General features: G+C 58.7%; 18 protein-coding genes. 9 read left to right on the top strand and 9 right to left on the bottom strand.

The window, feature by feature from the left end:
• Window positions 1-123: 123 nt before the first annotated feature.
• The 4 genes from iolB to L861_RS14410 all read left to right on the top strand — a co-directional run bounded on the left by iolB (window position 124) and on the right by L861_RS14410 (window position 3,595).
• A complete protein-coding gene (gene iolB, locus L861_RS14425; RefSeq protein WP_016417198.1) occupies window positions 124-927 on the top strand; it encodes a 5-deoxy-glucuronate isomerase in 804 nt (267 codons plus the stop codon).
• A 106-nt stretch (window positions 928-1,033) separates the two neighbouring features.
• A protein-coding gene (locus L861_RS24230) for an IS3 family transposase (protein ID WP_371827890.1) occupies window positions 1,034-2,397 on the top strand; the annotation gives its coding sequence in 2 pieces (ribosomal slippage) (window positions 1,034-1,490 and window positions 1,490-2,397; 1,365 coding nt in all).
• A gap of 164 nt (window positions 2,398-2,561) precedes the next feature.
• Window positions 2,562-2,801, top strand: coding sequence for a type 1 periplasmic-binding domain-containing protein (locus L861_RS24570; RefSeq protein WP_144063046.1), 240 nt, complete (start codon window positions 2,562-2,564; stop codon window positions 2,799-2,801).
• A 98-nt stretch (window positions 2,802-2,899) separates the two neighbouring features.
• A complete protein-coding gene (locus L861_RS14410; protein ID WP_016417196.1) occupies window positions 2,900-3,595 on the top strand; it encodes an extensin-like domain-containing protein in 696 nt (231 codons plus the stop codon).
• Here the strand turns inward: L861_RS14410 and L861_RS14405 are convergent.
• The 4 genes from L861_RS14405 to L861_RS14390 all read right to left on the bottom strand — a co-directional run bounded on the left by L861_RS14405 (window position 3,592) and on the right by L861_RS14390 (window position 7,857).
• Window positions 3,592-3,831, bottom strand: a complete 240-nt coding sequence (locus L861_RS14405; RefSeq protein WP_016417195.1) for a YMGG-like glycine zipper-containing protein — start codon at window positions 3,829-3,831, stop codon at window positions 3,592-3,594. The genes L861_RS14410 and L861_RS14405 overlap by 4 nt on opposite strands.
• Before the next feature lie 74 nt (window positions 3,832-3,905).
• Window positions 3,906-5,045, bottom strand: a complete 1,140-nt coding sequence (gene aguA / locus L861_RS14400) for an agmatine deiminase (protein WP_016417194.1) — start codon at window positions 5,043-5,045, stop codon at window positions 3,906-3,908.
• Between the two features lie 8 nt (window positions 5,046-5,053).
• Window positions 5,054-6,400: a Na+/H+ antiporter NhaC family protein gene (locus L861_RS14395; RefSeq protein WP_016417193.1), complete on the bottom strand. Its 1,347-nt coding sequence runs from the start codon at window positions 6,398-6,400 to the stop codon at window positions 5,054-5,056.
• A gap of 50 nt (window positions 6,401-6,450) precedes the next feature.
• Window positions 6,451-7,857 (bottom strand): aminotransferase, encoded by a 1,407-nt coding sequence (locus tag L861_RS14390; RefSeq protein ID WP_016417192.1) that lies wholly within the window; start codon window positions 7,855-7,857, stop codon window positions 6,451-6,453.
• Between the two features lie 150 nt (window positions 7,858-8,007).
• On the opposite strand from L861_RS14390, the gene L861_RS14385 reads away from it, so the two are divergent.
• The 3 genes from L861_RS14385 to L861_RS14375 all read left to right on the top strand — a co-directional run bounded on the left by L861_RS14385 (window position 8,008) and on the right by L861_RS14375 (window position 10,905).
• Window positions 8,008-9,249 carry a M20 family metallo-hydrolase gene (locus L861_RS14385; protein WP_016417191.1) on the top strand — a complete coding sequence of 414 codons (1,242 nt, stop codon included), beginning with the start codon at window positions 8,008-8,010 and terminating at the stop codon, window positions 9,247-9,249.
• A 195-nt stretch (window positions 9,250-9,444) separates the two neighbouring features.
• Window positions 9,445-10,083 carry a DUF1326 domain-containing protein gene (locus L861_RS14380; RefSeq protein WP_021029201.1) on the top strand — a complete coding sequence of 213 codons (639 nt, stop codon included), beginning with the start codon at window positions 9,445-9,447 and terminating at the stop codon, window positions 10,081-10,083.
• 42 nt (window positions 10,084-10,125) lie between these two features.
• On the top strand, window positions 10,126-10,905 hold the full coding sequence (locus L861_RS14375; protein ID WP_027947641.1) for a DUF2182 domain-containing protein: 780 nt from the start codon (window positions 10,126-10,128) through the stop codon (window positions 10,903-10,905).
• Window positions 10,906-10,929: 24 nt separating this feature from the next.
• Here the strand turns inward: L861_RS14375 and L861_RS14370 are convergent, their stop codons facing one another.
• The 5 genes from L861_RS14370 to L861_RS14350 form a co-directional block, all read right to left on the bottom strand.
• Complete coding sequence (locus tag L861_RS14370) at window positions 10,930-12,204, bottom strand: GGDEF domain-containing protein (RefSeq protein ID WP_016417188.1); 1,275 nt, start codon at window positions 12,202-12,204, stop codon at window positions 10,930-10,932.
• On the bottom strand, window positions 12,201-12,959 hold the full coding sequence (locus tag L861_RS14365; protein WP_016417187.1) for a substrate-binding periplasmic protein: 759 nt from the start codon (window positions 12,957-12,959) through the stop codon (window positions 12,201-12,203). The genes L861_RS14370 and L861_RS14365 overlap by 4 nt, the downstream gene beginning before the upstream one ends.
• The gene (locus tag L861_RS14360) at window positions 12,959-13,696 is read right to left on the bottom strand and encodes a substrate-binding periplasmic protein (protein ID WP_016417186.1); all 738 of its coding nucleotides are present in this window, start codon (window positions 13,694-13,696) and stop codon (window positions 12,959-12,961) included. Before L861_RS14360 ends, L861_RS14365 begins: the two co-directional genes overlap by 1 nt.
• Window positions 13,697-14,017: 321 nt before the next feature.
• Window positions 14,018-14,839: a helix-turn-helix transcriptional regulator gene (locus tag L861_RS14355; protein WP_016417185.1), complete on the bottom strand. Its 822-nt coding sequence runs from the start codon at window positions 14,837-14,839 to the stop codon at window positions 14,018-14,020.
• Window positions 14,836-16,239 (bottom strand): hypothetical protein, encoded by a 1,404-nt coding sequence (locus L861_RS14350; protein ID WP_016417184.1) that lies wholly within the window; start codon window positions 16,237-16,239, stop codon window positions 14,836-14,838. Before L861_RS14350 ends, L861_RS14355 begins: the two co-directional genes overlap by 4 nt.
• A 302-nt stretch (window positions 16,240-16,541) precedes the next feature.
• Here L861_RS14350 and L861_RS14345 point away from each other — a divergent pair, with 302 nt between their 5' ends.
• Window positions 16,542-17,846, top strand: coding sequence for an ATP-grasp domain-containing protein (locus tag L861_RS14345; protein WP_016417183.1), 1,305 nt, complete (start codon window positions 16,542-16,544; stop codon window positions 17,844-17,846).
• Between the two features lie 47 nt (window positions 17,847-17,893).
• On the top strand, window positions 17,894-19,921 hold the full coding sequence (locus L861_RS14340) for a CocE/NonD family hydrolase (RefSeq protein WP_016417182.1): 2,028 nt from the start codon (window positions 17,894-17,896) through the stop codon (window positions 19,919-19,921).
• Window positions 19,922-20,021: the final 100 nt, after the last annotated feature.

Genomic DNA, 20,021 nt, shown 5'->3' with positions numbered 1-20,021 from the left:
CGTCGAAGTGCGGCATGAGGGTGGTGCTGTGCGCTCGCCGGGCGAGCCGCAATGTCCAGAAATGACATATACACCGTTACTACGCATAAGTTTCTATGTATTAGATAGTTAGGAGGGCAAGAGATGACATCGCTTCTGGTACGCCCCCAGGACCCCGATGCCCAAGGCAAGGTACTCGAGGTCACCCCGGAATCCGCCGGTTGGGACCATGTCGGTTTCCGGGTTCACAAGCTCGCCAAGGGGCAAAGTCTCGAAGGCAATACCGGAGACCGTGAGCACTGCCTAGTCCTGCTCTCCGGCCGAGCCACCGTGGCCAGCGGAGACAACCGCTGGGAAGACATCGGCGAGCGAATGGACATCTTCGAGAAGATACCCCCATATTCCGTCTACCTGCCCGATGGCGTCGGGTTCAGCGTCGAAGCGACTACCGATCTGGAGCTGGCGGTATGCAGTGCGCCTGGCAAAGGCAACTATCCGGCGCGGTTAATCGCGCCCGAGCAGGTCAAGCGCAGCACCCGAGGAACCGGCAGCAATACCCGCCATATCCAGGACATCCTCCCGGAAACCGAGGCAGCCGACAGTTTGCTGGTGGTCGAGGTCTATACGCCGGCGGGCAACTGGTCGAGCTATCCGCCACACAAGCATGATGTGGACAATCTTCCGGAAGAGTCCATTCTTGAGGAAACCTACTACCACCGTTTGAACCCGTCTCAAGGCTTTGCCTTCCAGCGTGTCTACACTGACGATCGTTCGCTGGACGAGACCATGGCGGTAGAAGATGGCTGCTGCGTGATGGTGCCACGTGGCTATCACCCGGCAGGAGTGCCCCATGGCTATGAGCTCTATTACTTGAACGTGATGGCCGGCCCCAAGCGCGAGTGGAAATTCCAGAACGACCCGGTTCACGAGTGGATCGTCAAGCAGTGAGTTAACCTCCGTTTCTCTCCGAGGCACAGTGTGGACGCCTTGTTTCCCCGCCTGATTGAACTGACCCCCGAAAGTTGGACACCGCTCCAACTGTAGGGGGTTTTGCATGGCGAGGTATTCCAGTGAGTTCAAGTTACAAGTGGTCCTGCACCACGAGAGTCCGGCGGGAGGAAGCAGACGCACAGCGATACAGTTCGGGCTGGATAGAGGTGTTGTCAGGTCATGGGTAGAGGTCTATCGCCAACATGGTGAGGCAGGATTGGCTCGCCGTACACGCCCCCAGGTCTATGATCTGGCCTTCAAGCTGAAAGTCGTGCGTTTTCTCGAAGAAGGCGGCTCTCTTCGTGAGGCCAGTGCTTACTTCAACATCCCAGCGCGTACTACCATTAGAGAATGGCGGCGCCAGTATGCCTCTCATGGGGTTGACGGCTTGTCTGACCGCCGTGGGAGACCTCGTGTGAAAAAGAAGAAACCGCCATCCTCTGGTACCAAGGCACCTGACCAGATGTCGCCAGAAGAAATGGCGGAGGAGTTGGCCTATCTGCGAGCAGAGAACGCCTATCTAAAAAAGCTGAAAGCCTTGGCTCAGTCAAAACGATCAACCGAAGAGAAAAAACGTTGATCATCAATGAGCTAAGGCAAAGCCATGCGCTTGCTTACTTGCTGCGTGCAGCTGGCCTTGCGCGTAGCGTCTATTACTACTGGCGAAAAGTGCTTCAGCGCCCAGATGCTTATGTGTCCGAAAGACAGCTTATCCATCGTATCTTCCATGCCCACAAGGGGCGCTACGGCTATCGCCGCATGACGCTGGCCCTTCGGAGGGAAGGCTGTCATCTCAATCACAAGACCGTCCAGAAGTTGATGATACAGGCAGGACTAAAATCAACAGTGCGACCCAAGCGTTACCGGTCCTTCCGAGGTGACGAAGGTGGTCTCGCCGCCAACCGTCTACAGCGCCATTTCCGAGCAGACCGTCCGCATCAGAAGTGGGTAACAGATATTACAGAGTTCAACATTCGAGGGGAAAAGGTCTTCCTGTCACCGGTCATGGACCTCTATAACCGAGAAATCGTGGCATTCTCTATTGCCCGTACCCCTCGGCTGCCGATGGTCATGGCCATGCTGGGTAAAGCCTTGCAGCAGGTCAAAGATGCCGAAGGGCTGGTTCTTCATTCTGATCAGGGCTGGCAGTATCAGATGCCTGCCTATCACGCGGCGTTGACCGCTAGAGGAGCCGAGGTCAGCATGTCTCGTAGCGGGAACTGCCTGGACAATGCCGTCATCGAGAACTTCTTCGGCCTCTTGAAGAGTGAGTTCTTCCATGGCCAGAAATTTACTGGTGTAGAGAGGTTCATCAGGGAACTCCGGGCCTACATACGCTATTACAACCATGACCGCATCAAGGCCAACCTAAAAGGCCTGAGCCCTGTGGAATACAGGATCCAGGCCTTGGGGACCGCCACTACCTGAATCAACCCGTCCAACTATTGGGGGTCACTTCATGATGGCGGGTTTTTTTAGTGTGCGCCTGACTGGCGCTGTTCCCGAGGGTGGTGCCTCGGGATGACTTGGGGGTGAAAGTCCCCTGCACGCCCGGCAAGGGGAAGTGCTAGCCGACGGCAAGGGTGTCTACCGTGAGGGAATCTGAAGGCAGCTCGAGGCAAAACGCTGATGGAATCTATGCGACTTCCGATGCCTTGGCCTCAATGGAACAGGGTGGACTGGCGGTCTCGGTGTTTCAGGATGCCGCTGGCCAGGGCGCAGGTGCGGTTGATGCGGCAGTGAGCTTGATTTCTGGCGAGGATATCGATAGCAAGATCATGATTCCGTTCGTGTTGGTGACAAGGGAGAACTTAGCGTCATTCAAGGAGTAGACACGACGATCTCTCCCTCGCTTGGCTTGCCCCGCTCATCAGGTGGGGCTTTTTAGTAAGGCTCGATGGCGTTTACGCTGCAGGAAAGGAAAAAGGTCATGCGTATCCTCCTCATCCTCCTGATATTGATCGTGATCGGCCTGGGTTTCGAGAGGGGCTGGTGGTCGATTCCACGCCATTGGAATCCCTGGCAGCCGCTGGTGGTGGACGATCCGCTGACGCCGGTGACCAAGTGGAAGTTCAAGCGCCTGTCGGGAGATCGCGAAGCTTGCCTGGCGACGCTGGAGCGTGTGCCAGATGCTGCTCTACGCTATGCGCCGCTCGATGACCATACTCCGGTGGAAGGCTGTCCACTGTCGAATGTGGTACACCTGCGAGAAAGCGGTGTCGAGTTCAACGCTAGTTTCGTCGCCACCTGTCCCTTGGCATTGGCTTGGGTAATGTTCGAGCGTCAACGGCTGCAGCCTGCTGCAGAAACCATCTTCGACTCGCCTGTGGCGAGGGTCGAGCACTATGGTAGCTTTGCTTGCCGCAATGTGTATGGACGTGAGGATAGTCGTCGCAGCGAGCATGCTTCAGCGGAGGCGCTGGATGTGGCGGCCTTTCGTTTGGCAGATGGTCAGCGTATTACCCTGCGCGATGACTGGGGTGATGAAGATGATGCAGGAGCGTTTCTGCGCGAGATACGTGATGGTGCCTGTGATGTGTTCGGCAGTGTGCTGGGGCCGGAGTACAATGCCGCGCATGCCGACCACTTCCATTTCGGCATGCGCGGTTTCGGGATATGCCACTAATCCCTTTCCAGATTGATGTCATCCTCGTCGGTCAATGCACCGGTTGCAGCACCGACACCGGCACCGATGACTGCGCCACGAATCATACTGCCGCCAGTGATGACGGCGGCTCCCGCACCGGCAGCAGCACCGACGCCGGCACCGCTGGTGGCACGCTCGGTGGGGGTAGTACCGCAAGCGGCAAGTCCGATCGCCAGGATGACGGCCAACAGTCCAGTCGTGAATAACTGCCTCATGCTATTTCTCCTTCCGTTGAGGATTGCAACGTTGGACCGTCGATTCAGTGTCGAAGTTTCCAAACGCTGTTTTTTTACTCTGGCCTCGACATGCCTGGAGAGGCGACGCAAAGAGGCTGTTGCTGCGTAATGCAGTGAATATTGCCGCCGCCGAGCAGGATCTCGCGAGCGGGCACGCCAATTACCCGTCTGTCGGGGAATAGATCCTGAAGTGTCGCTTTGGCTTGGTCGTCGTGGGTCGGGTCGAGCAGCGGCATCACCACCACCGAGTTGCCAATGTAGAAGTTGGCGTAGGAGGCAGCCATGCGATCGCCCGGTTGGCGTGGATGGGAGCTGCTCAGGCGGTCGATGCCACTGGCTTCTTCCTCGGCGATATGCAGCGGTCCGGGTTGGGGCAACTTGTGCACCTTCAATGCACGGCCGCGGGCATCGGTGGCGTTTTCCAGTACCTCCAACGCCTCGCGTGATATGGCGTGCTGCGGGTCATGCTCGTCGTCGCACCAGTTCAATGCCACTTCGCCGGGAGCCACGAAGCAGCACAGGTTGTCGATGTGGCCGTCGGTCTCGTCGAGATGGCAGCCACGCGGTAGCCAGATGACCTTCTCCACACCCAGATAATCGTGCAGTACGTTTTCCATCCGTTGGCGGGAGAGGTCCGGGTTGCGGTTGGGGTTGAGAAGGCATTCTTCGGTGGTGATCAGGGTACCATCGCCATCGACGTGGATGGCACCGCCTTCCAGCACTACTGGCGCCTCGAAGCGCGGAATACCGAGTATCTCGGCGATCTTGGTGCGGATGCGGCGGTCCTTGTCCCACGGGAAATAGAGCCCGCCCTTGAGCCCACCCCAGGCGTTGAACTCCCAGTCGACCATTGCCAGCCGGCCGTCGGGGTGAGTGACGAAGGTCGGGCCTACATCGCGCATCCAAGCATCGTTACTGGAGAGTTCTACCACGCGCACATGGGCGGGTAATTGATTGCGCGCGTTCTCATACTGCTCGTCGTTGACGCCCACGTAGACGGTTTCGCTCTCGGCGATGGCCGTGGCGACCTCGACGAACGCCTGTTGTGCGGGCTTGGCGCCATAGCGCCAGGTATCCGGACGCTGCGGCCACAGCATCCAGCAGGCGCTATGGGGAGAAAACTCGGCGGGCATGGCAAAGCCTAGTTCCGCGGGAGTGACGTTCATGTGGGGAGTGTTCGATGTATGGGTCATGGCGATTCTCATAGATGGCCCACCACCAGGAATACACCAGTGGCGAGGGTGGCGGCAATCAGTACATAAGGCAGTTGGGTCAGGGCATGGGCCATTGGCGTGCAGCCACTGCCCTGGGCGGAAAGCACGGTGGAGTCGCCGTAGAAACAGGCATGGCTGCCGAACGAACTGGCCGAGATCAAGGCACCGATCACCAGTGGCATGTTGGCCTCGACGCTGGCTGCCAACGGCAGCACGATCGGCATGGCCACGGCGAACAGCCCCCAGAAGGAGCCGGTGGCGAAGGCCAGGAAGGCCATGGTGACGAATACCACCGCCGGTAGCATGCCGGGTGTCATCAGCGGTTGCACCGTGGCGATCACGAACTCGGTCAGGCCCAGCACATCGTTGACTTCCTTGAGGGTGAAGCCGGCGACCAGGGTGCCGAGCGGCATGATCATCGCCTTGAACCCCTCCAGCGCGGTGTCGAAGGTATCGTGAAAGCTCAGCAGGCGTTGGCTGAAGATCAGTGCCAGCGTGACCGCCAGGGCCACGATCACCCCGCGCAGGATGTCGATCTCGAAGTACCAGGTGAAGCCAATCAGCGCAGCGATGGGCAGTAGGAAATTGAGCAGGTGCGGTCGACGACGACCGTCGTCCTCCACTTCCAAGACAGCGTCGTCGACGCCTTCAGGCATCAACCGGCCGGAAGCGGCGCGGGCCTCGGCGGCCTTCATGGGGCCCAGCGCCGGTATCATGCCCATGGCCACCAGCGGCACGATGGCGGCGGCGATCCAGGCATAGAACATGAAGGGAATCGCCTCGATGTACAGGCCCATGCCGTTGGTGGCGACTTCGTTGTCTTCCAGCAGTCCGGCGAAGAACACCGCCCAGGTGGAGAAAGGCACCAGGATACAGATCGGTGCCGCGGTCGAGTCGACCACATAGGACAGCATCTCGCGCGAGACCTTGAAGCGGTCGGTGATCTTCTTCATCGAGGCGCTGATGGTCAGCGCGTTCAGGTAATCGTCGACGAAAATCACCAGACCCAGCAGCCAGGTGGCCAGCAGGCTCTGCTGGCGTGTATGGATTCGCCGGGTCACAGCGTCGCCGAAGGTCAGCACCCCGCCGGTCTTGACCAGCAGCGCGATCAGGCTGCCGAACAGGCCGCAGACCAGTATGATCCAAGTCACGGTGTCATTGCCGAGTACTGTCAGCAGGATATTGGAACCTTGGCTGACCACCGTGGTGGGATCGATCATCAGCAGGCCGACCAGGGTGCCGGCCATCAGCGATTCGATGGTGCGGCGAGTGATGATCGCCATGCCCAGCACCACCAGGGTGGGCAACAGGCTCCAGAGTCCAAAGCTTTCCATAGAGCAATCTCGTCTTGTCGTTGTAATGGTGTTTCGAGGATGGACAGGGCTTATAGATAACCGTCGCGTTTCAGTGTGGCGGTGGTCGCGGCCAGCGATTCGTCGAGGATTGCCACCACCCGGTCGACGACGCCGCGGTCCCAGATCAACGGTGGCGAGACGATGTTCAGATGTCCCACCGGACGGACGATCAGCCCACGCTGCTGGGCCTCGAAGGCGACTCGGTCGCCGACTCGTGCTTCCACTGGCAACAGATCCTTGGTCGTCTTGTCGGCGACATTCTCGATGCACAGCATGAAATGGCTGCCACGTACGTCGCCCACCGTCTCGTGATGCGCCAGGGTCTTGAGTTGAGTCTCGAGGTAGGGGCCGAGCTTGCGGACGTTGTCGCAGATCGCCTCGCGCTGCATGATTTCGATGTTCTTCAACGCCGCGGCACAGCTCACGGGGTGGCCCGAGTAGGTGAATCCGGTGCTGAGCACGCCTCCCTTGCGTTGCGGCGTGCCGAGCACCGCGTAGAGTTCGTCGGAGATTAGCGTGGCGCCCAACGGGGCATAGCCCGACGACAATCCCTTGGCGACGTTGATGATGTCCGGTTGGGTATCGAATACCGCCTCAGAAGCGAAGAAATGTCCCAGACGGCCAAAGCCGGTGACCACCTCGTCGGCGATGTAGAGGATGTCGTGAGCACGACACACCGCCTGCATGCGCTTGTGATAACCCTCGGGTGCCATCAATACGCCGCCGGCGCCCATGATCGGTTCGGCGATGAAGGCGGCGATATTGTCGGCGCCGATCCGCTCGATGATGTCCTCTAACTCCTTCACCAAGTGATCGCAGTACTTGGATTCGCTCATGCCCTGCGGGCAGCGATAGCAGTTGGCCTCGCTGAGGTGGGTCACCAGATGGTCGAGGGTGTCGAAATCCCAGTTGTTGCTCTCGATGCCGGTCAGGCTGGCGGCGAGATACGTCGTGCCGTGGTAGGCATTGCGACGTGACAGGATGCGCTTCTTGTTTGGCTTGCCCAGGCGGTTGAAGTAGTAGTGCACCAGGCGGATGGTGGCGTCGTTGGCAGCAGATCCTCCGCAGCTATAGAACACATGGTTGAGGTGTGCGGGAGCCAACTCGGCGAGCTTGGCGGCGAGCTCGGCGGCTGGCGCATTGGAAAGATTGTTGAAAGTCGAGAAGTAGGCCATGCGCGTGGCTTGCTCGGCCATGGCTTGGGCGATCTCGGTTCGACCGTGGCCGACATTGACGCACCATAGCCCAGCGATGCCATCGATGAAGCGGTTGCCGTGGGCATCGGCGACGTGAATGCCTTCACTATCGGTGATCAGGTCGCAGCCTTGTTCATGGAAGACGCTGAAGTCAGTGAAGGGGTGGATGAAGTGGTCCTTGTCCTTCCGCCACAGGGCATCGGCATCGTAGGTGTGGGACGTCTTGAGGATCTCGTTCATGGTCTCGGCCTCTTTGTTGTGCGAATCGAAGGGAGCCGAGAGCAGGCTAGCGAGGTGCGAACGTTCGATGACATATCCCGATTGGGGTATATCGCTGCATGAGCGCTGTTTCTAAGGTCATCTCATGAATGACCGACGAGAGGAATAACAATGACAGTATCCATCGATTCCCAACGGCTGTGGGACAGCCTGATGGCCATGGCCGAGATTGGCCCTACCGAGAATGGTGGCAGTTGTCGCCTGGCGCTGACCGAGGAAGATGCCGCCGGTCGGCGGCTCTTGATCGAATGGTGCGAGGCGATTGGTTGTTCGGTGAAAGTGGATCGGGTCGGCAACCTGTTTATTCGCCGCTCCGGCACGCTCGATGACCTGGATCCGGTGGCGACCGGCAGCCATCTGGATACCCAGCCCCGGGGCGGTCGCTTCGACGGCATTCTTGGCGTGCTGGCCGGCCTCGAAGTGTTCCGCACCCTGCATGATCGGGGTATCGTCACCGAGCGGCCCCTGGAGCTGGTGATATGGACCAACGAGGAGGGCAGTCGCTTCGCACCCGCCATGGTTGCATCGGGCACCTATGCTGGCGAGTTCAGCGTTGAATCGACCCTGGCTCGCGAGGATCGCGATGGCGTGACGCTGGGAGAGGCGCTCGAAGCCACCGGCTTTGCGGGTACGATGCCGGTGGGCGAGCCACGCTTGGCTGCCTTCTTCGAGTTGCATATCGAGCAGGGGCCGGTGCTGGAGGAGGAGGGCGAAAGCCTGGGAGTCGTGACCGGTGTGCAGGGCATGCGCTGGTTCGACGTGACCTTCACTGGCCAGTCCGCTCATGCGGGGCCGACGCCGATGCGCTATCGCCACGATGCGCTTGCAGCAGCGGCGCGCCTCATCGACCGCCTGCAGAGCCATGCACTGGCCGACGAGAGTGGCGACACCAAGGTCACTTGTGGCTGTCTGGATATCGTGTCGGCTTCACGTAATGTGATCCCTGGCGGGGTGAGGCTCAGCGTCGATTTGCGTCATGTGGTGGAAGCTGAGCTCGATGCCCTGGAAGCCGTTTTCGAGCGTGAACTGATGGCTGCCAGTGACGCCTTTGGTGTTGAGGTCCGTAGCGATCGGATCTGGAAATCGCCGGTGGTGCATTTCAATACCGGTTGTATCGAGGCGGTGGAAACCGCAGTAAAGGCTCAAGGCGTGGCCTACCGCCGGATGATGAGCGGTGCCGGCCACGACTCGGTTTATGTCTCGCGGGTAGCGCCGACGGCGATGATCTTCATTCCCTGCCGCGATGGCATCAGCCACAACGAGGCCGAATACGCCACCCCCGAGCACTGTGCACTGGGTTGTCAGGTGTTGCTGGAAGCCATTCTCGAAAAAGCTGGGATGGCCACGGTATGATGCTCTCATGCGTCCATCTGATTCGATGAGTTTCGAGATCATCCAAATTGGTGAGAAAAATCCAGTCTTAGCTTAACGATGAATGGTCTTACGAGACGCTTTCGACCAAGCCCATGCCCACTAAACTACGAGGATGAGTAGGGAGCACGGCATCGTCCAAGGAAGGTATTTTCCTGCCGATAACAATAAGGGGCTATGGTCATGGCACAGGCAAACTGGCGTCTTGAAGGACGATGGATCAAAAACTGTAACTGCGCATTTGGTTGTCCCTGCGATTTCAATGCCCCCCCGACCCACGGAGAATGTTGGGGATTACTGGGCATGCAGATCGACTCCGGGTTTTTCGAGGATACCCGCCTGGACGGTCTGGGATTCTTTGTCGTCGTGCATTTCCCGGGACCGCTTCACGAAGGCAATGGTGAGGCACAACCGCTCATCGATGAACGGGCCAGTCCGGAACAGCGTGAGGCATTGTTTGCCATCATGTCGGGGGAGCACTCGGACGAGGGTACACTGTTCAATATCTTCAGCCTGATCGTGACCAAGATGCACGATCCCATCTTTGCCCCGATCACGGTCGAGTTCGACCAGGAGGCGAGGACGGCACGTCTGGATATTCCCGGGGCACTGCAAAGCGATGTGGAGCCGATCAAGAACCCGGTGACCGGTGCGCCGCATCGGATACGGGTCGTCATGCCCGAAGGTTTCGAGCATCTCGAGGGCGAGGTCGCCGCGGCAAATATCCAGAGTAGCGGAGCGATCGCATTCACTACCAGTGGGTCACACAGTACGTTGGCGCATGTGGTGCAGACACCACAAGGGGTGGCGGCATAGTGAGGGGTGTCGGCATAGTGCAGTGAAGTTGGCACTCGAGCGATGAGCACTTCGACGATGGAAAGCGTGCTGCGACGCGACCGACTGCTGGTGATTGTCGGGCTCGGCGTCGTCCTTGTCTTGAGCTGGGGCTACCTATTCATTGAAGCGACGTCCATGGCGAGCATGGGCACCATGTTGATGCCCATGAGCCTGGCACCCTGGACGTTGGCTGAAGCGGCTCTGATGCTGGTCATGTGGGTGGTGATGATGGCAGCGATGATGTTGCCCAGCGCCGCGCCGATGATCCTGCTGCACGTCACCATGTCACGCCGGCGTCGGGAGCGAGGACAGGGTGCCGTGGCTTCGGGCATCTTCGCTTCGGGGTACCTTGTGATCTGGTCGCTGTTCAGCGTGCTGGCGGTTGCGTTGCAGTACGTCCTGGAGCGCGTTGCGCTGCTTTCGCCGATGATGACGATGACCAGCCTGGTCGGGGCGGGCGTGGTGCTGATCGGGGCGGGTATCTATCAATGGACGCCACTGAAGGATGCTTGCCTTCGGCACTGCCGCTCGCCTCTGGATTTCATGCTGACGCATTGGCGTGAAGGGGTGATGGGGACCTTCATGATGGGCCTGCGGCACGGTATGTACTGCGTTGGCTGCTGCTGGGTGCTGATGTTGCTGTTGTTCGTCGGTGGTGTCATGAACCTGGTCTGGATCGCTGGCCTGGCACTGTGGGTGTTGATCGAGAAACTGGCCCCGGGAGGTCATTGGCTAGGGCGTGGCCTGGGGGTGGTATTGGTCGGTTGGGGGGGGGCCACCTTATGGGGGGCGTTTGTTTAGCCTGATCAGGTGTCAGGCGTTCTCTCATTTCCAGACTATCCGGTTACGCCCAGAGGTCTTGGCTTGATACAGACGACGGTCTGCTTGTTCCAAGAGGGAGTCCGACGCGGTGCCAGGCTGGGCCGGTGATGCACTGGCTACACCGATGCTGACGGTGATTCGGTCGTGCGTGTCGGCAAACGCATGGGGAATCTCTAGAGCCAGAACCGCCTCGTGAATTCTATGTGCTACGGCCACCGCGCCGTGGATATCGGTGTCGGGTAATACACAGACGAACTCCTCGCCGCCGTAGCGCGCTGCCAGGTCGGTGGTTCGAGGCACGGCCCCGGCGAGGGCACGGGCCACATCGCGTAGGCAGTCATCGCCTGCCACGTGGCCATAGTTGTCGTTGAATGCCTTGAAGCTGTCGATGTCCATGAACAGGATCGACAGATCGTGTCCTGAGCGTCGTGCACGGGACCATTCTTCGCTCAGGTAGATATCGAAGCGGCGTCGATTGGCGATGCCCGTCAAGCCATCGACCGTGGATATCTGGTGAAGGCGGTCGCGCTGATCCAAGCCATGCTGGAAAGCGTTCAATAATGCGTCCAGCCCCTCCACCAGATGTCCCAGTTCATCGTTGGGGTGATGTTTGAGCCAAGGCTTCGGCCAATCGCCTGGTCGCTGCGGATCGACGTTGGAGATGGCCGCGTGCACCTTGAGCAAAGGACGCGTTATCAGGAAATAGAATGTCAGCACCACTAAGGCGGCAATCGCGAAGGCCTTGACCACGCTCAGCGTCATGATGAGAGCGCTTCGCTCCAGGAAGGCCCGACCGAGACTGTCGAGATCCAGGGTCAGCTCGATTTCTCCCACCGGCTCGGCAAGAGCGTTGCCGTTCATGTCGTATTCCAGGGTTCCCTGATAGTGGAGGATATCGCCGAACAGTGTATTCAGGAGCCAGTCGGTTTCCGCATTACTCTCTTGTTCCCGGACTGCCATGGTGCGACCGAAATCGTCGCGCAGTGAGATACGTTTTACGTTGCCACCATCGAATAGCCCGTTTGCCACTTGCTGTGCCAGGTCGGGGTTGAGCTGAAACGCCGCTTCCGCAGCGGTGCCGTCCACCAAATCGAGTAGTTGTCGTGTCTGCTCCTGTACCTCTTCGCGCATGGTACGCACTTCCACTGCCAGCTCGGCAAGCCCGGCGAGAATACTCAACATCACGGCGATGCTCAGGGTCAGTACCGCCTGTTTGGCAGTAATGCCACGCCAGCGAGAGATACGCTGCCTCAGTCGGTGTGCGTTGGAATCGCTCATGGATCCCATCTCCACTGCTCGAGAACACGTTCTCGAATGCGTTCATCGCGGCCTTCGGCACGAAGGGTGTCCAGCGATGATTGAAGCTGAGATACCACCTCTTTAGGCACCGACGGGTGGCAGGCCAGATACAAATGTACTCGGTTGAAGGTGAATAGTCGTTTGACCGCGATCCCGGTATCGGCGGCAATGTACTTGGCCACGGTTTCGCTGCTGACCCAGACGTCGATCAGCCCTGCTTCCAGGCGCAAGATATTCTCTCTGTCTGCTGCCGCGAGTAGAATCGGGATGCCCTGATTTTTTACGAAGTGGCCTACGGCGTCTTCCCGAAAGCTACCCACGCGCAGACCTTCCAGCTCCTCGATTCCCGTGACGTGGATATTGCTATCGGCAAGGGCGAAGGCGGCCCAGTCAGTCTCGACCAGCGGCCCTACCCACTGGAAGAAGTATTGTCGTTCCGGTGTTCTGGCGGTGGAGTAGACGCAGTGGTGTCCGCGCAGCCGCGCCTCGGTATAGGCTCGAGCCCAGGGCAGGATGCGAAAGGTGGCCGAAAGGTTCGCATCTTCCAGCGCCGCTTCGAGAAGGCGAGTGGACAGCCCGTCGGTCTCGCCGGCCGAGTTGGAGAAATTGAAGGGCGGATACTCTTCCGTGTTGAAGACCAGCTCATCCGCCGAAACATGGGGCGAGAAGGATACCAAGAGAGTCGTTATCAGCAGTACTGACCGCCGCAAAAGGCTTGGTACCATGTTGGTCATCAGCGTCTCATGATGTCGTCTATCGTGCCTTGTTCGCGAAGACTATTCAGCGCTGCCTGCATGGCGTCGACCAACCTGTCGTCCGTACTAGGATGCAGTGCAAAGTAGAGATATGACTCGCTGAGGGTATATATCGACTCGAAGTTGCTTACCTTTAGCCCATTCTCTTCCATGATCCAGAAGGCGACATCTTCACTGTAGGCCCAGAGGTCGACTCGGCCATGATTCAGCATCCTCAAGGCACTGGTGTTGGATATCGCTGGAAGAACCCGTTCTGGGTCGACATTTGCCTCGGACAGACGTTGGGCGCCTATATCTTCACGAATGACGGCTATCTGATAGTCGGAGGTGTTGAGGTCCATGATGGAGTCGATGGTGATATGGCGATCCCGCCGTGCAATCAAGGTGACGCGATCGCGTGCAATAGGGCCGACCCACTTGAAAAGATGTTCGCGAGCTTGTGTCCGAGTGGTGGAAAACAATACTGTGTTGGGCTGGCTCAATGCTGTTTCATATCCTCGTGCCCATGGTAGAACGTGGATATCGTCCCTGGTCAGCCCGGTATTGGTGACTGCGAAGATCGCTGACAGGATATCGACTGAAATACCTTGTAACTCCCCATTTCGCTTGAAGTTATAGGGAGGATATTCCTCAGTGATGAAAACCAGTTCATCCAAATCTGCCGCTGCTGTCGTTGCGTACAGCAGGCAAGCTGCGAGCCATGACCATTTTTTCATGCCTCTTCCATCCCCGCATACATCAATGACTCATAATAAATAATGAGGGCATCTTCATACTCTTTCTCAACATAAAGCACGGAGGTAGTGGCTGTCACCTCTCATGATCATCTTGGGTAACACTGAATAAATGCCTGCGCGCCTCAATCACTGCGTTGCGCGGTGCGCGGAATCCTCACCTATACCCCATAGGCTCCGGTTCCTGTGCTCCGTGCGCCTTGTGCTTGATGCTGCTCGTCGATTTCTTCAGTGTTCCCCCTGAAGTGCCATGGATGAAAAAGCGGCAAGTTTGTGATGAAAGACAACATATCAGGTTGGCTTTTAATGCTGTTGTCGTGATATCAGTGCCACATGATCGAGGAATAGTCGGAACAGTTGCGCTTGGCTGGAGACATTCAAGCGTTGGTAGATGTGCTTGCGATGGACCTTGACGGTGCCATCGCTGATGTCGAGTTCCCGAGCTGCCGACTTGGTGGAATGGCCAGCCAATAGCAGACGGGTGATTTCCTGTTCACGCTCGGTTAGAACCTCGCGGCCGAAGCTCTCGAAAGCGGCTTCGACTGGTGGCCTTGCCTCCAGGTCAGCTTGGAACTGTGCACCTTGCCACTTCCAATATTCCGCCAGTAGCACTTCCACGACGGGAGAAATGTGTCGGAGAGCCAGTAATGCTCGTCGGGTCAGCGGAGGGGCTTCATCGCGAAAGCCCAGCGATACTACGATGACCACCTCCGTTGAGACGCGGGCAAAGATTCCGACTTCATCGTCCAGACCCAGCGCGCGATAGTAGTGGTGGTAATACTCACTGGACTCGAAGCGATCCGGTGCCAGTTCACGCAGGCGGTGAGCGCCGTGGTCCCTTCCTTCGCACACGGCGCTAAAGAAGGGATCGAGCAGATAGGCTTCACTCAGGTAACGCTCGATGCCCTGTTCGCGGTGATGGGGGGGATAGTCGTCGTGGATCAAAAGGGGGCGATGCCGCCCCCGGTAGGTATTGATCAGTATGGTGTCGAAGGCCACCAGTTCGCGCAGCGTTCGCTCTAGTGCCTGAGGAAAACCGACCGAGCCCGCACCTTGTATCAGCCGGGCCAGACGTCGATGCCACTCATGGCTGGCTGAATTGGCAAGGAGCTCGGTCACGGTCATAGCATCGGGTCCGCGGAGTTGACGCTCACACTATAAGAGCCGCTTCCCGATGTGTCATAAGTACGGGCAGTCATCCGGTAATCTCCGGGTTCCAGGTGCGTCTGTAAGCGGGCATTGTAGCCGTCGCCACCATCATCGTCTTCGAGGTAGAGCCCGTTACCTTGCAGTACCAGATAGGAATCTACATCACTGGACATCATGGCAATACGGTATTGACCGGCTCGATCCACGTGAAAGCTATAATAATCTTGGCTACCGCCAGCCAACTGACCGGTGACCGTGGTGCCGATCTCGATGACGCCGTTCTCGGCGGCGGCGATATCTGATGCACCGGCCTCCAGGGTGAATAGGCCGCTGCCCGAGCTGTCATAGCTTATCGCCCTGACGGTGTAGGTTCCCGGGGAGAGCACGGTCTGGATGCGTGAATCATAGTTTCCGCCGCCATCATCGTTCTCGATCATGACACCATTGCCGCTGAGTTCCAGATAAGCATCGAACTCGGACGATTGCATGTCGATGGTCACCAACGCCTGCTCGGCGATATCGAGACGGTATTCGAGACCCTCGCCGCTATACCAGCCTTGCACGGGCTGGCCAAGAGCGAGTTCACCGCCGTTCTGCAATTCGATATCGTCGGGCAAGTCACGGGTGCCCAGCTCCAGGGTGTAATACCCTTGTTCCTGCCCTTGGGCAGTACGCGCTTCGAGTTGGTAGCGCCCTGCATCCAGAAAGCCGGAAACGCGAGCATTCAAGTCGCCTGCGCTATCGTCGTCTTCCAGTTTTACCCCATTGCTGCCTGAGAGGACCAGATACGCATCGAGGTCGTCGGAATGCATGTCGATGGTATAGAGCCCGGCTTGCGGAATCTCGACTTCATAGTCATTGGAGGCATCCTGCAGCCAACCATTGACGGGTGTGTCCAGTGTCAGCAGGCCAGAGTTCTGTGTTTCCAGCGTGTGGCCGGTGATTCGAAAAGGGCCATAACTGTGGCGGTCGCGCCCACTGACTGCCAATACATAGTTGCCATCTTGGGCAATGCGCTGCCGCAAGCGAACCGGTATGCCATCGTTCGCGGAGGCCGCCAGGAAATTGCCTTCGGCGTCGTAAAGCGCCAGAGCGCCGTTGAGCACACCACCAAGTTCCAGTTGGACGAGGGTATCGGCCTCGAGTGCCAAGGGAAGGCGTTCGAAGCGACTGCCATCGTTGGCGTTGAGAGCGCTTGCCGAGGTGATTTCACCGCGATAAGTCTCTTCCAGCGTCAGAGGTTCGGAGTCATTGGTCAAAGCGTCGGTTGCTGCGCTATCGCCGTGTTGGTCGGCGGCGAACCAACCAACTGCCAGACCAGTGGCCAGGGTGGCAAGTGGAATAATGAGGGTTCGCGATGCGGATGGTGTGGACATGAAGGCTTCCTTGTTCATGGGGGAGACGAGGTTGCGATGAGGTGGGACTGATCCAAGTCCCTGAACAGGCTGAAAAACACAAGCCAAGTAGGAGCTTTTAGCGCATCGCGAGCGCCGGTTCAACCAAGGGAAGGTGAAATCGTTCCGCTTTGGCGGATTTTGGATGAAATTGCCTGAACTATGCTGACAGTGACTGACTGGAATATTCCGGAACGATGATGGCGCTGATAATGGAGATCGCCATATTGCCGTAGACATGGGTAGTGAGTGGAGACCCCGTTGTCAGCCCAAGGGTGACAACCATGAACGACGACAAGAATATCTTCGTGGTAGGGCTCAATGACTTCAATCGCCAGCGTCTGCAGCAACTGCGGGGAGCTGAGCGATATCATTTCCATGGTGTAATCGAACCTGAAGAGGTCTATGACACCGAAGTCTTTCCTATCGCCGACATGATCGATAGAGCCACGGAACAACTAGAGGCGTTCGATGGGTCCATTGATGCCATCGTTGGTTATATGGACTTTCCTGTATCGACCATGCTGCCGATCTTGTGCGAGCGTTTCGGCACTCGCACCACTTCGCTGGAAAGTCTGTTGAAATGCGAACACAAGTACTGGAGCCGACGAGTCCAGCGCGAGGTGATTCCCGACTTCATTCCCACCTTCACGGCCTTTGATCCCTTCGACGACGATGCCTTGATCCGAATCGGCGAGGCGGGGTTGTATATCCCCTTCTTCGCCAAGCCGATCAAGTCTTCGGGATCGCGACTGGGCTTCCATATTGCCAGTCTCGAGACCTTCTATCTGGCCATCGAGCAATTTCGCGATCAGATCGGTTTGATCGCCGATCCCTTCAATACGGTACTCGAGCATGCGCGGCTGCCTCCCGAGATCGCTGCCGTGGATGGCCATTTCTGCATGGCCGAGGAGATCATCGGTGGCTGGCAATGCACGGTGGAAGGTTATGTGTATCAGGGTGAGGTGGTGAGCTACGGTATCGTCGACTCCCTGCGCTACCCCCAGGTACTGAGCTTTTTCCACTATCGCTACCCTTCAGGGCTGCCCGACTACGTCCAGGACAAGATGGTCGAGTTGACCCACACTGTGATGAGCCATATCGGCTACGACAACGCGGCTTTCAATATCGAGTATTACTGGGACGAGGTGCAGGATCGCATCTGGCTATTGGAGATCAATACCAGGATCTCGCAATCCCATTGCGACCTGTTCGAGAAGGTCGATGGAGTCAGCAATCAGCAAGTCACCATCGACCTGGCGCTCGGCAAGCGCCCCGACATGCCATCGCGTCAAGGCAAGTTCTCGATGGCGGCCAAGTTCTTCTATCGGGTGTTCTTCACCGATGCGGTAGTGACCCGCGTGCCTACGACGGAGGAACTGGAGGCCCTGAAGGCCGAGTTTCCCGGCACCATGATTGACTTGCAGGTTCACGAAGGACAGCGGCTGTCGACGTTGCCCGAGCAGGACAGCTACAGCTTCGCCCTGGCCCTTGTGTGGATGGGCGCCCAGAATGAAGAGGAGCTGCTGGCCAATTACGAGAGCCTGGCATCACGGCTGCATTTCGAATACGACGACATCATCAGTTGAGCGTGTGTCATAGTGGTGAGCCATGATGGCGAAAGGAGACTCGGCACATGCGCATCATCGAAACCTTCCCACGTCAGGTGGTCGAAGAAGAAACCTGGATCCCTCTGGCCGATGGCACACGACTGGCGGCACGGATCTGGCGGCCACGGGATGCCGAACGTCATCCGGTGCCGGCGATCCTCGAGTACCTGCCTTATCGCAAGCGTGACCTGACCGCCGCGCGCGACGTTCAGACCCACCCCTATTGGGCCGGTCATGGCTATGCCGGAGTGAGGGTCGATATCCGCGGTACGGGAGAGTCCGATGGCGTGCTGACCGACGAGTACCTGCAACAGGAACTCGATGATGGTGTGGCGGTTCTCGAATGGCTGGCCGAGCAGCCCTGGTGTAGCGGTGACGTCGGCATGGTGGGCATCTCCTGGGGCGGCTTCAACGGCTTGCAGATCGCGGCATTGCGTCCACCGCAGCTCAAGGCGGTGATCACGCTGTGTTCCACCGACGATCGCTACGCCGACGATATCCACCACATGGGGGGGTGCCTGTTGGGTGACAACCTGTCCTGGGCCTCGACCATGTTCGATGGCAACGCCTGCCCGCCGGATCCCGAGTTGGTGGGCGAGCATTGGCGCGAGATGTGGCACGAGCGACTCGATGGTAGTGGCCTGTGGTTGGCCACTTGGCTGCGGCACCAACGCCGCGATGACTATTGGAAGCACGGCTCGGTATGTGAGAATTTCTCGAGCATCCAATGCCCGGTGTATGCCATCAGTGGCTGGGCTGACGGCTATTGCAATGCCGTATTCCGGTTGCTCGAAGGGTTATCGGTACCGCGCAAGGGGCTGGTGGGGCCCTGGGCGCACAAGTATCCCCACCTGGGAGTGCCGGGGCCGGCGATCGGGTTCCTGCAGGACGCACTGCGCTGGTGGGATCACTGGCTCAAGGGCAAGGACACCGGGATCATGGACGAGCCCATGCTGCGGGTATGGATGCAGGAGTCCACGCCGCCTTCGGCGCGATACGAGACCCGTCCCGGCCGCTGGGTGGCCGAGCCCTGCTGGCCGTCGCTGAATATCGTGCCGGCCTCGTTCCGGCTGACCGTGGGTCATGACCTGATGCCGGAACATCACGGCGCCGACGATGCGGATACACTGGAGATCCGCTCGCCGCTGTCGGTGGGGCTTTACGCCGGCAAGTGGTGTTCCTACAACGCCCCTCCCGATCTGCCGCACGATCAGCGCGACGAGGACGGTGGGGCGCTGATCTTCCAGACCGCGCGGCTCGAGACGCCAGTGGAGATCTGCGGCCAACCGGTGGTCGAGCTGGAGCTCGAAGCTGATCAACCGGTGGCCATGGTCGCGCTACGCCTCTCCGATATCGCTGAGGACGACAAGGCTACGCGAGTCTCCTACGGCTTGTTGAATCTCACCCATCGTGACAGCGATGAACATCCCGAGCCCCTGGAGCCGGGAAAACGGTACCGGGTGCGCGTCCTTTTGAAGCATATCGCCCAACAGTTCCCAGCCGGCCACGCCATTCGCCTGGCGCTGTCGACCAGCTATTGGCCACTGGCCTGGCCGGCACCCAGGCCGGTCAAGCTGACGGTGTGTCCCGGCAAGAGCCGGCTGATCTTGCCGGTGCGCGCGCCCCGTCCCGAGGAAGAAGCGGCGTTGCCGGCATTCGATGAGCCGGAAGGGGCGCCGCCGCTGGCCAAGACGCTGATCCAGCCAACCCAGGAAACCTGGCGGGTGATCCGCGACCTGGCCAATGACAAGACCACTCTGGAAGTGATCAACGACGAAGGGCGCTATCGGATCGATGACATCGGTCTGGAAATTTCCGCCCGGGTCACCGAGCGCTACACCTATTCCTATGGTAATTACGACAGCCTCAGTGGCTGGACCGAGTGGGAGCGCACCTTTCAGCGTGGCGACTGGCAGGTGCGTACCCTGACCCGGACCCTGATGACCTCCGATGCCGACAATTTCCGGCTGCGTGCCACCATGGATGCCTACGAGGGGGATACCCGCGTATTCGCCAAGACCTGGGATGAGACGATTTCCCGCGATCTGGTGTAAATTCTGCCGAGGAGGACACTGAAGAATGCCTGCCGACGCTGGTCAACGAGGGGCATTCCGAGAGCCTGCCGTTGAGTCAGTAGTCTTTATGGCGTGGTTC

Origin of the sequence: Litchfieldella anticariensis FP35 = DSM 16096 (assembly GCF_000409775.1) — a bacterium.
Lineage (GTDB): Bacteria > Pseudomonadota > Gammaproteobacteria > Pseudomonadales > Halomonadaceae > Litchfieldella > Litchfieldella anticariensis.
The sequence above is the reverse complement of the archived record's forward strand: the minus strand, read 5'-3'. Positions and strand labels throughout refer to the sequence as shown.

Excerpts from the sequence above, each read along its gene's own strand:
- L861_RS14380 (WP_021029201.1), top strand. The coding sequence starts at position 9,445 with ATGGTCATGGCACAGGCAAACTGGCGTCTTGAAGGACGATGGATCAAA.
- L861_RS14360 (WP_016417186.1), bottom strand. The coding sequence starts at position 13,696 with ATGAAAAAATGGTCATGGCTCGCAGCTTGCCTGCTGTACGCAACGACA.
- L861_RS14410 (WP_016417196.1), top strand. The coding sequence starts at position 2,900 with ATGCGTATCCTCCTCATCCTCCTGATATTGATCGTGATCGGCCTGGGT.
- L861_RS14405 (WP_016417195.1), bottom strand. The coding sequence starts at position 3,831 with ATGAGGCAGTTATTCACGACTGGACTGTTGGCCGTCATCCTGGCGATC.
- L861_RS14385 (WP_016417191.1), top strand. The coding sequence starts at position 8,008 with ATGACAGTATCCATCGATTCCCAACGGCTGTGGGACAGCCTGATGGCC.
- L861_RS14375 (WP_027947641.1), top strand. The coding sequence starts at position 10,126 with ATGAGCACTTCGACGATGGAAAGCGTGCTGCGACGCGACCGACTGCTG.
- L861_RS14395 (WP_016417193.1), bottom strand. The coding sequence starts at position 6,400 with ATGGAAAGCTTTGGACTCTGGAGCCTGTTGCCCACCCTGGTGGTGCTG.
- L861_RS14390 (WP_016417192.1), bottom strand. The coding sequence starts at position 7,857 with ATGAACGAGATCCTCAAGACGTCCCACACCTACGATGCCGATGCCCTG.
- L861_RS14370 (WP_016417188.1), bottom strand. The coding sequence starts at position 12,204 with ATGAGCGATTCCAACGCACACCGACTGAGGCAGCGTATCTCTCGCTGG.
- L861_RS14350 (WP_016417184.1), bottom strand. The coding sequence starts at position 16,239 with ATGTCCACACCATCCGCATCGCGAACCCTCATTATTCCACTTGCCACC.
- aguA (WP_016417194.1), bottom strand. The coding sequence starts at position 5,045 with ATGACCCATACATCGAACACTCCCCACATGAACGTCACTCCCGCGGAA.
- L861_RS14345 (WP_016417183.1), top strand. The coding sequence starts at position 16,542 with ATGAACGACGACAAGAATATCTTCGTGGTAGGGCTCAATGACTTCAAT.
- L861_RS14355 (WP_016417185.1), bottom strand. The coding sequence starts at position 14,839 with ATGACCGTGACCGAGCTCCTTGCCAATTCAGCCAGCCATGAGTGGCAT.
- L861_RS14340 (WP_016417182.1), top strand. The coding sequence starts at position 17,894 with ATGCGCATCATCGAAACCTTCCCACGTCAGGTGGTCGAAGAAGAAACC.
- L861_RS14365 (WP_016417187.1), bottom strand. The coding sequence starts at position 12,959 with ATGACCAACATGGTACCAAGCCTTTTGCGGCGGTCAGTACTGCTGATA.
- iolB (WP_016417198.1), top strand. The coding sequence starts at position 124 with ATGACATCGCTTCTGGTACGCCCCCAGGACCCCGATGCCCAAGGCAAG.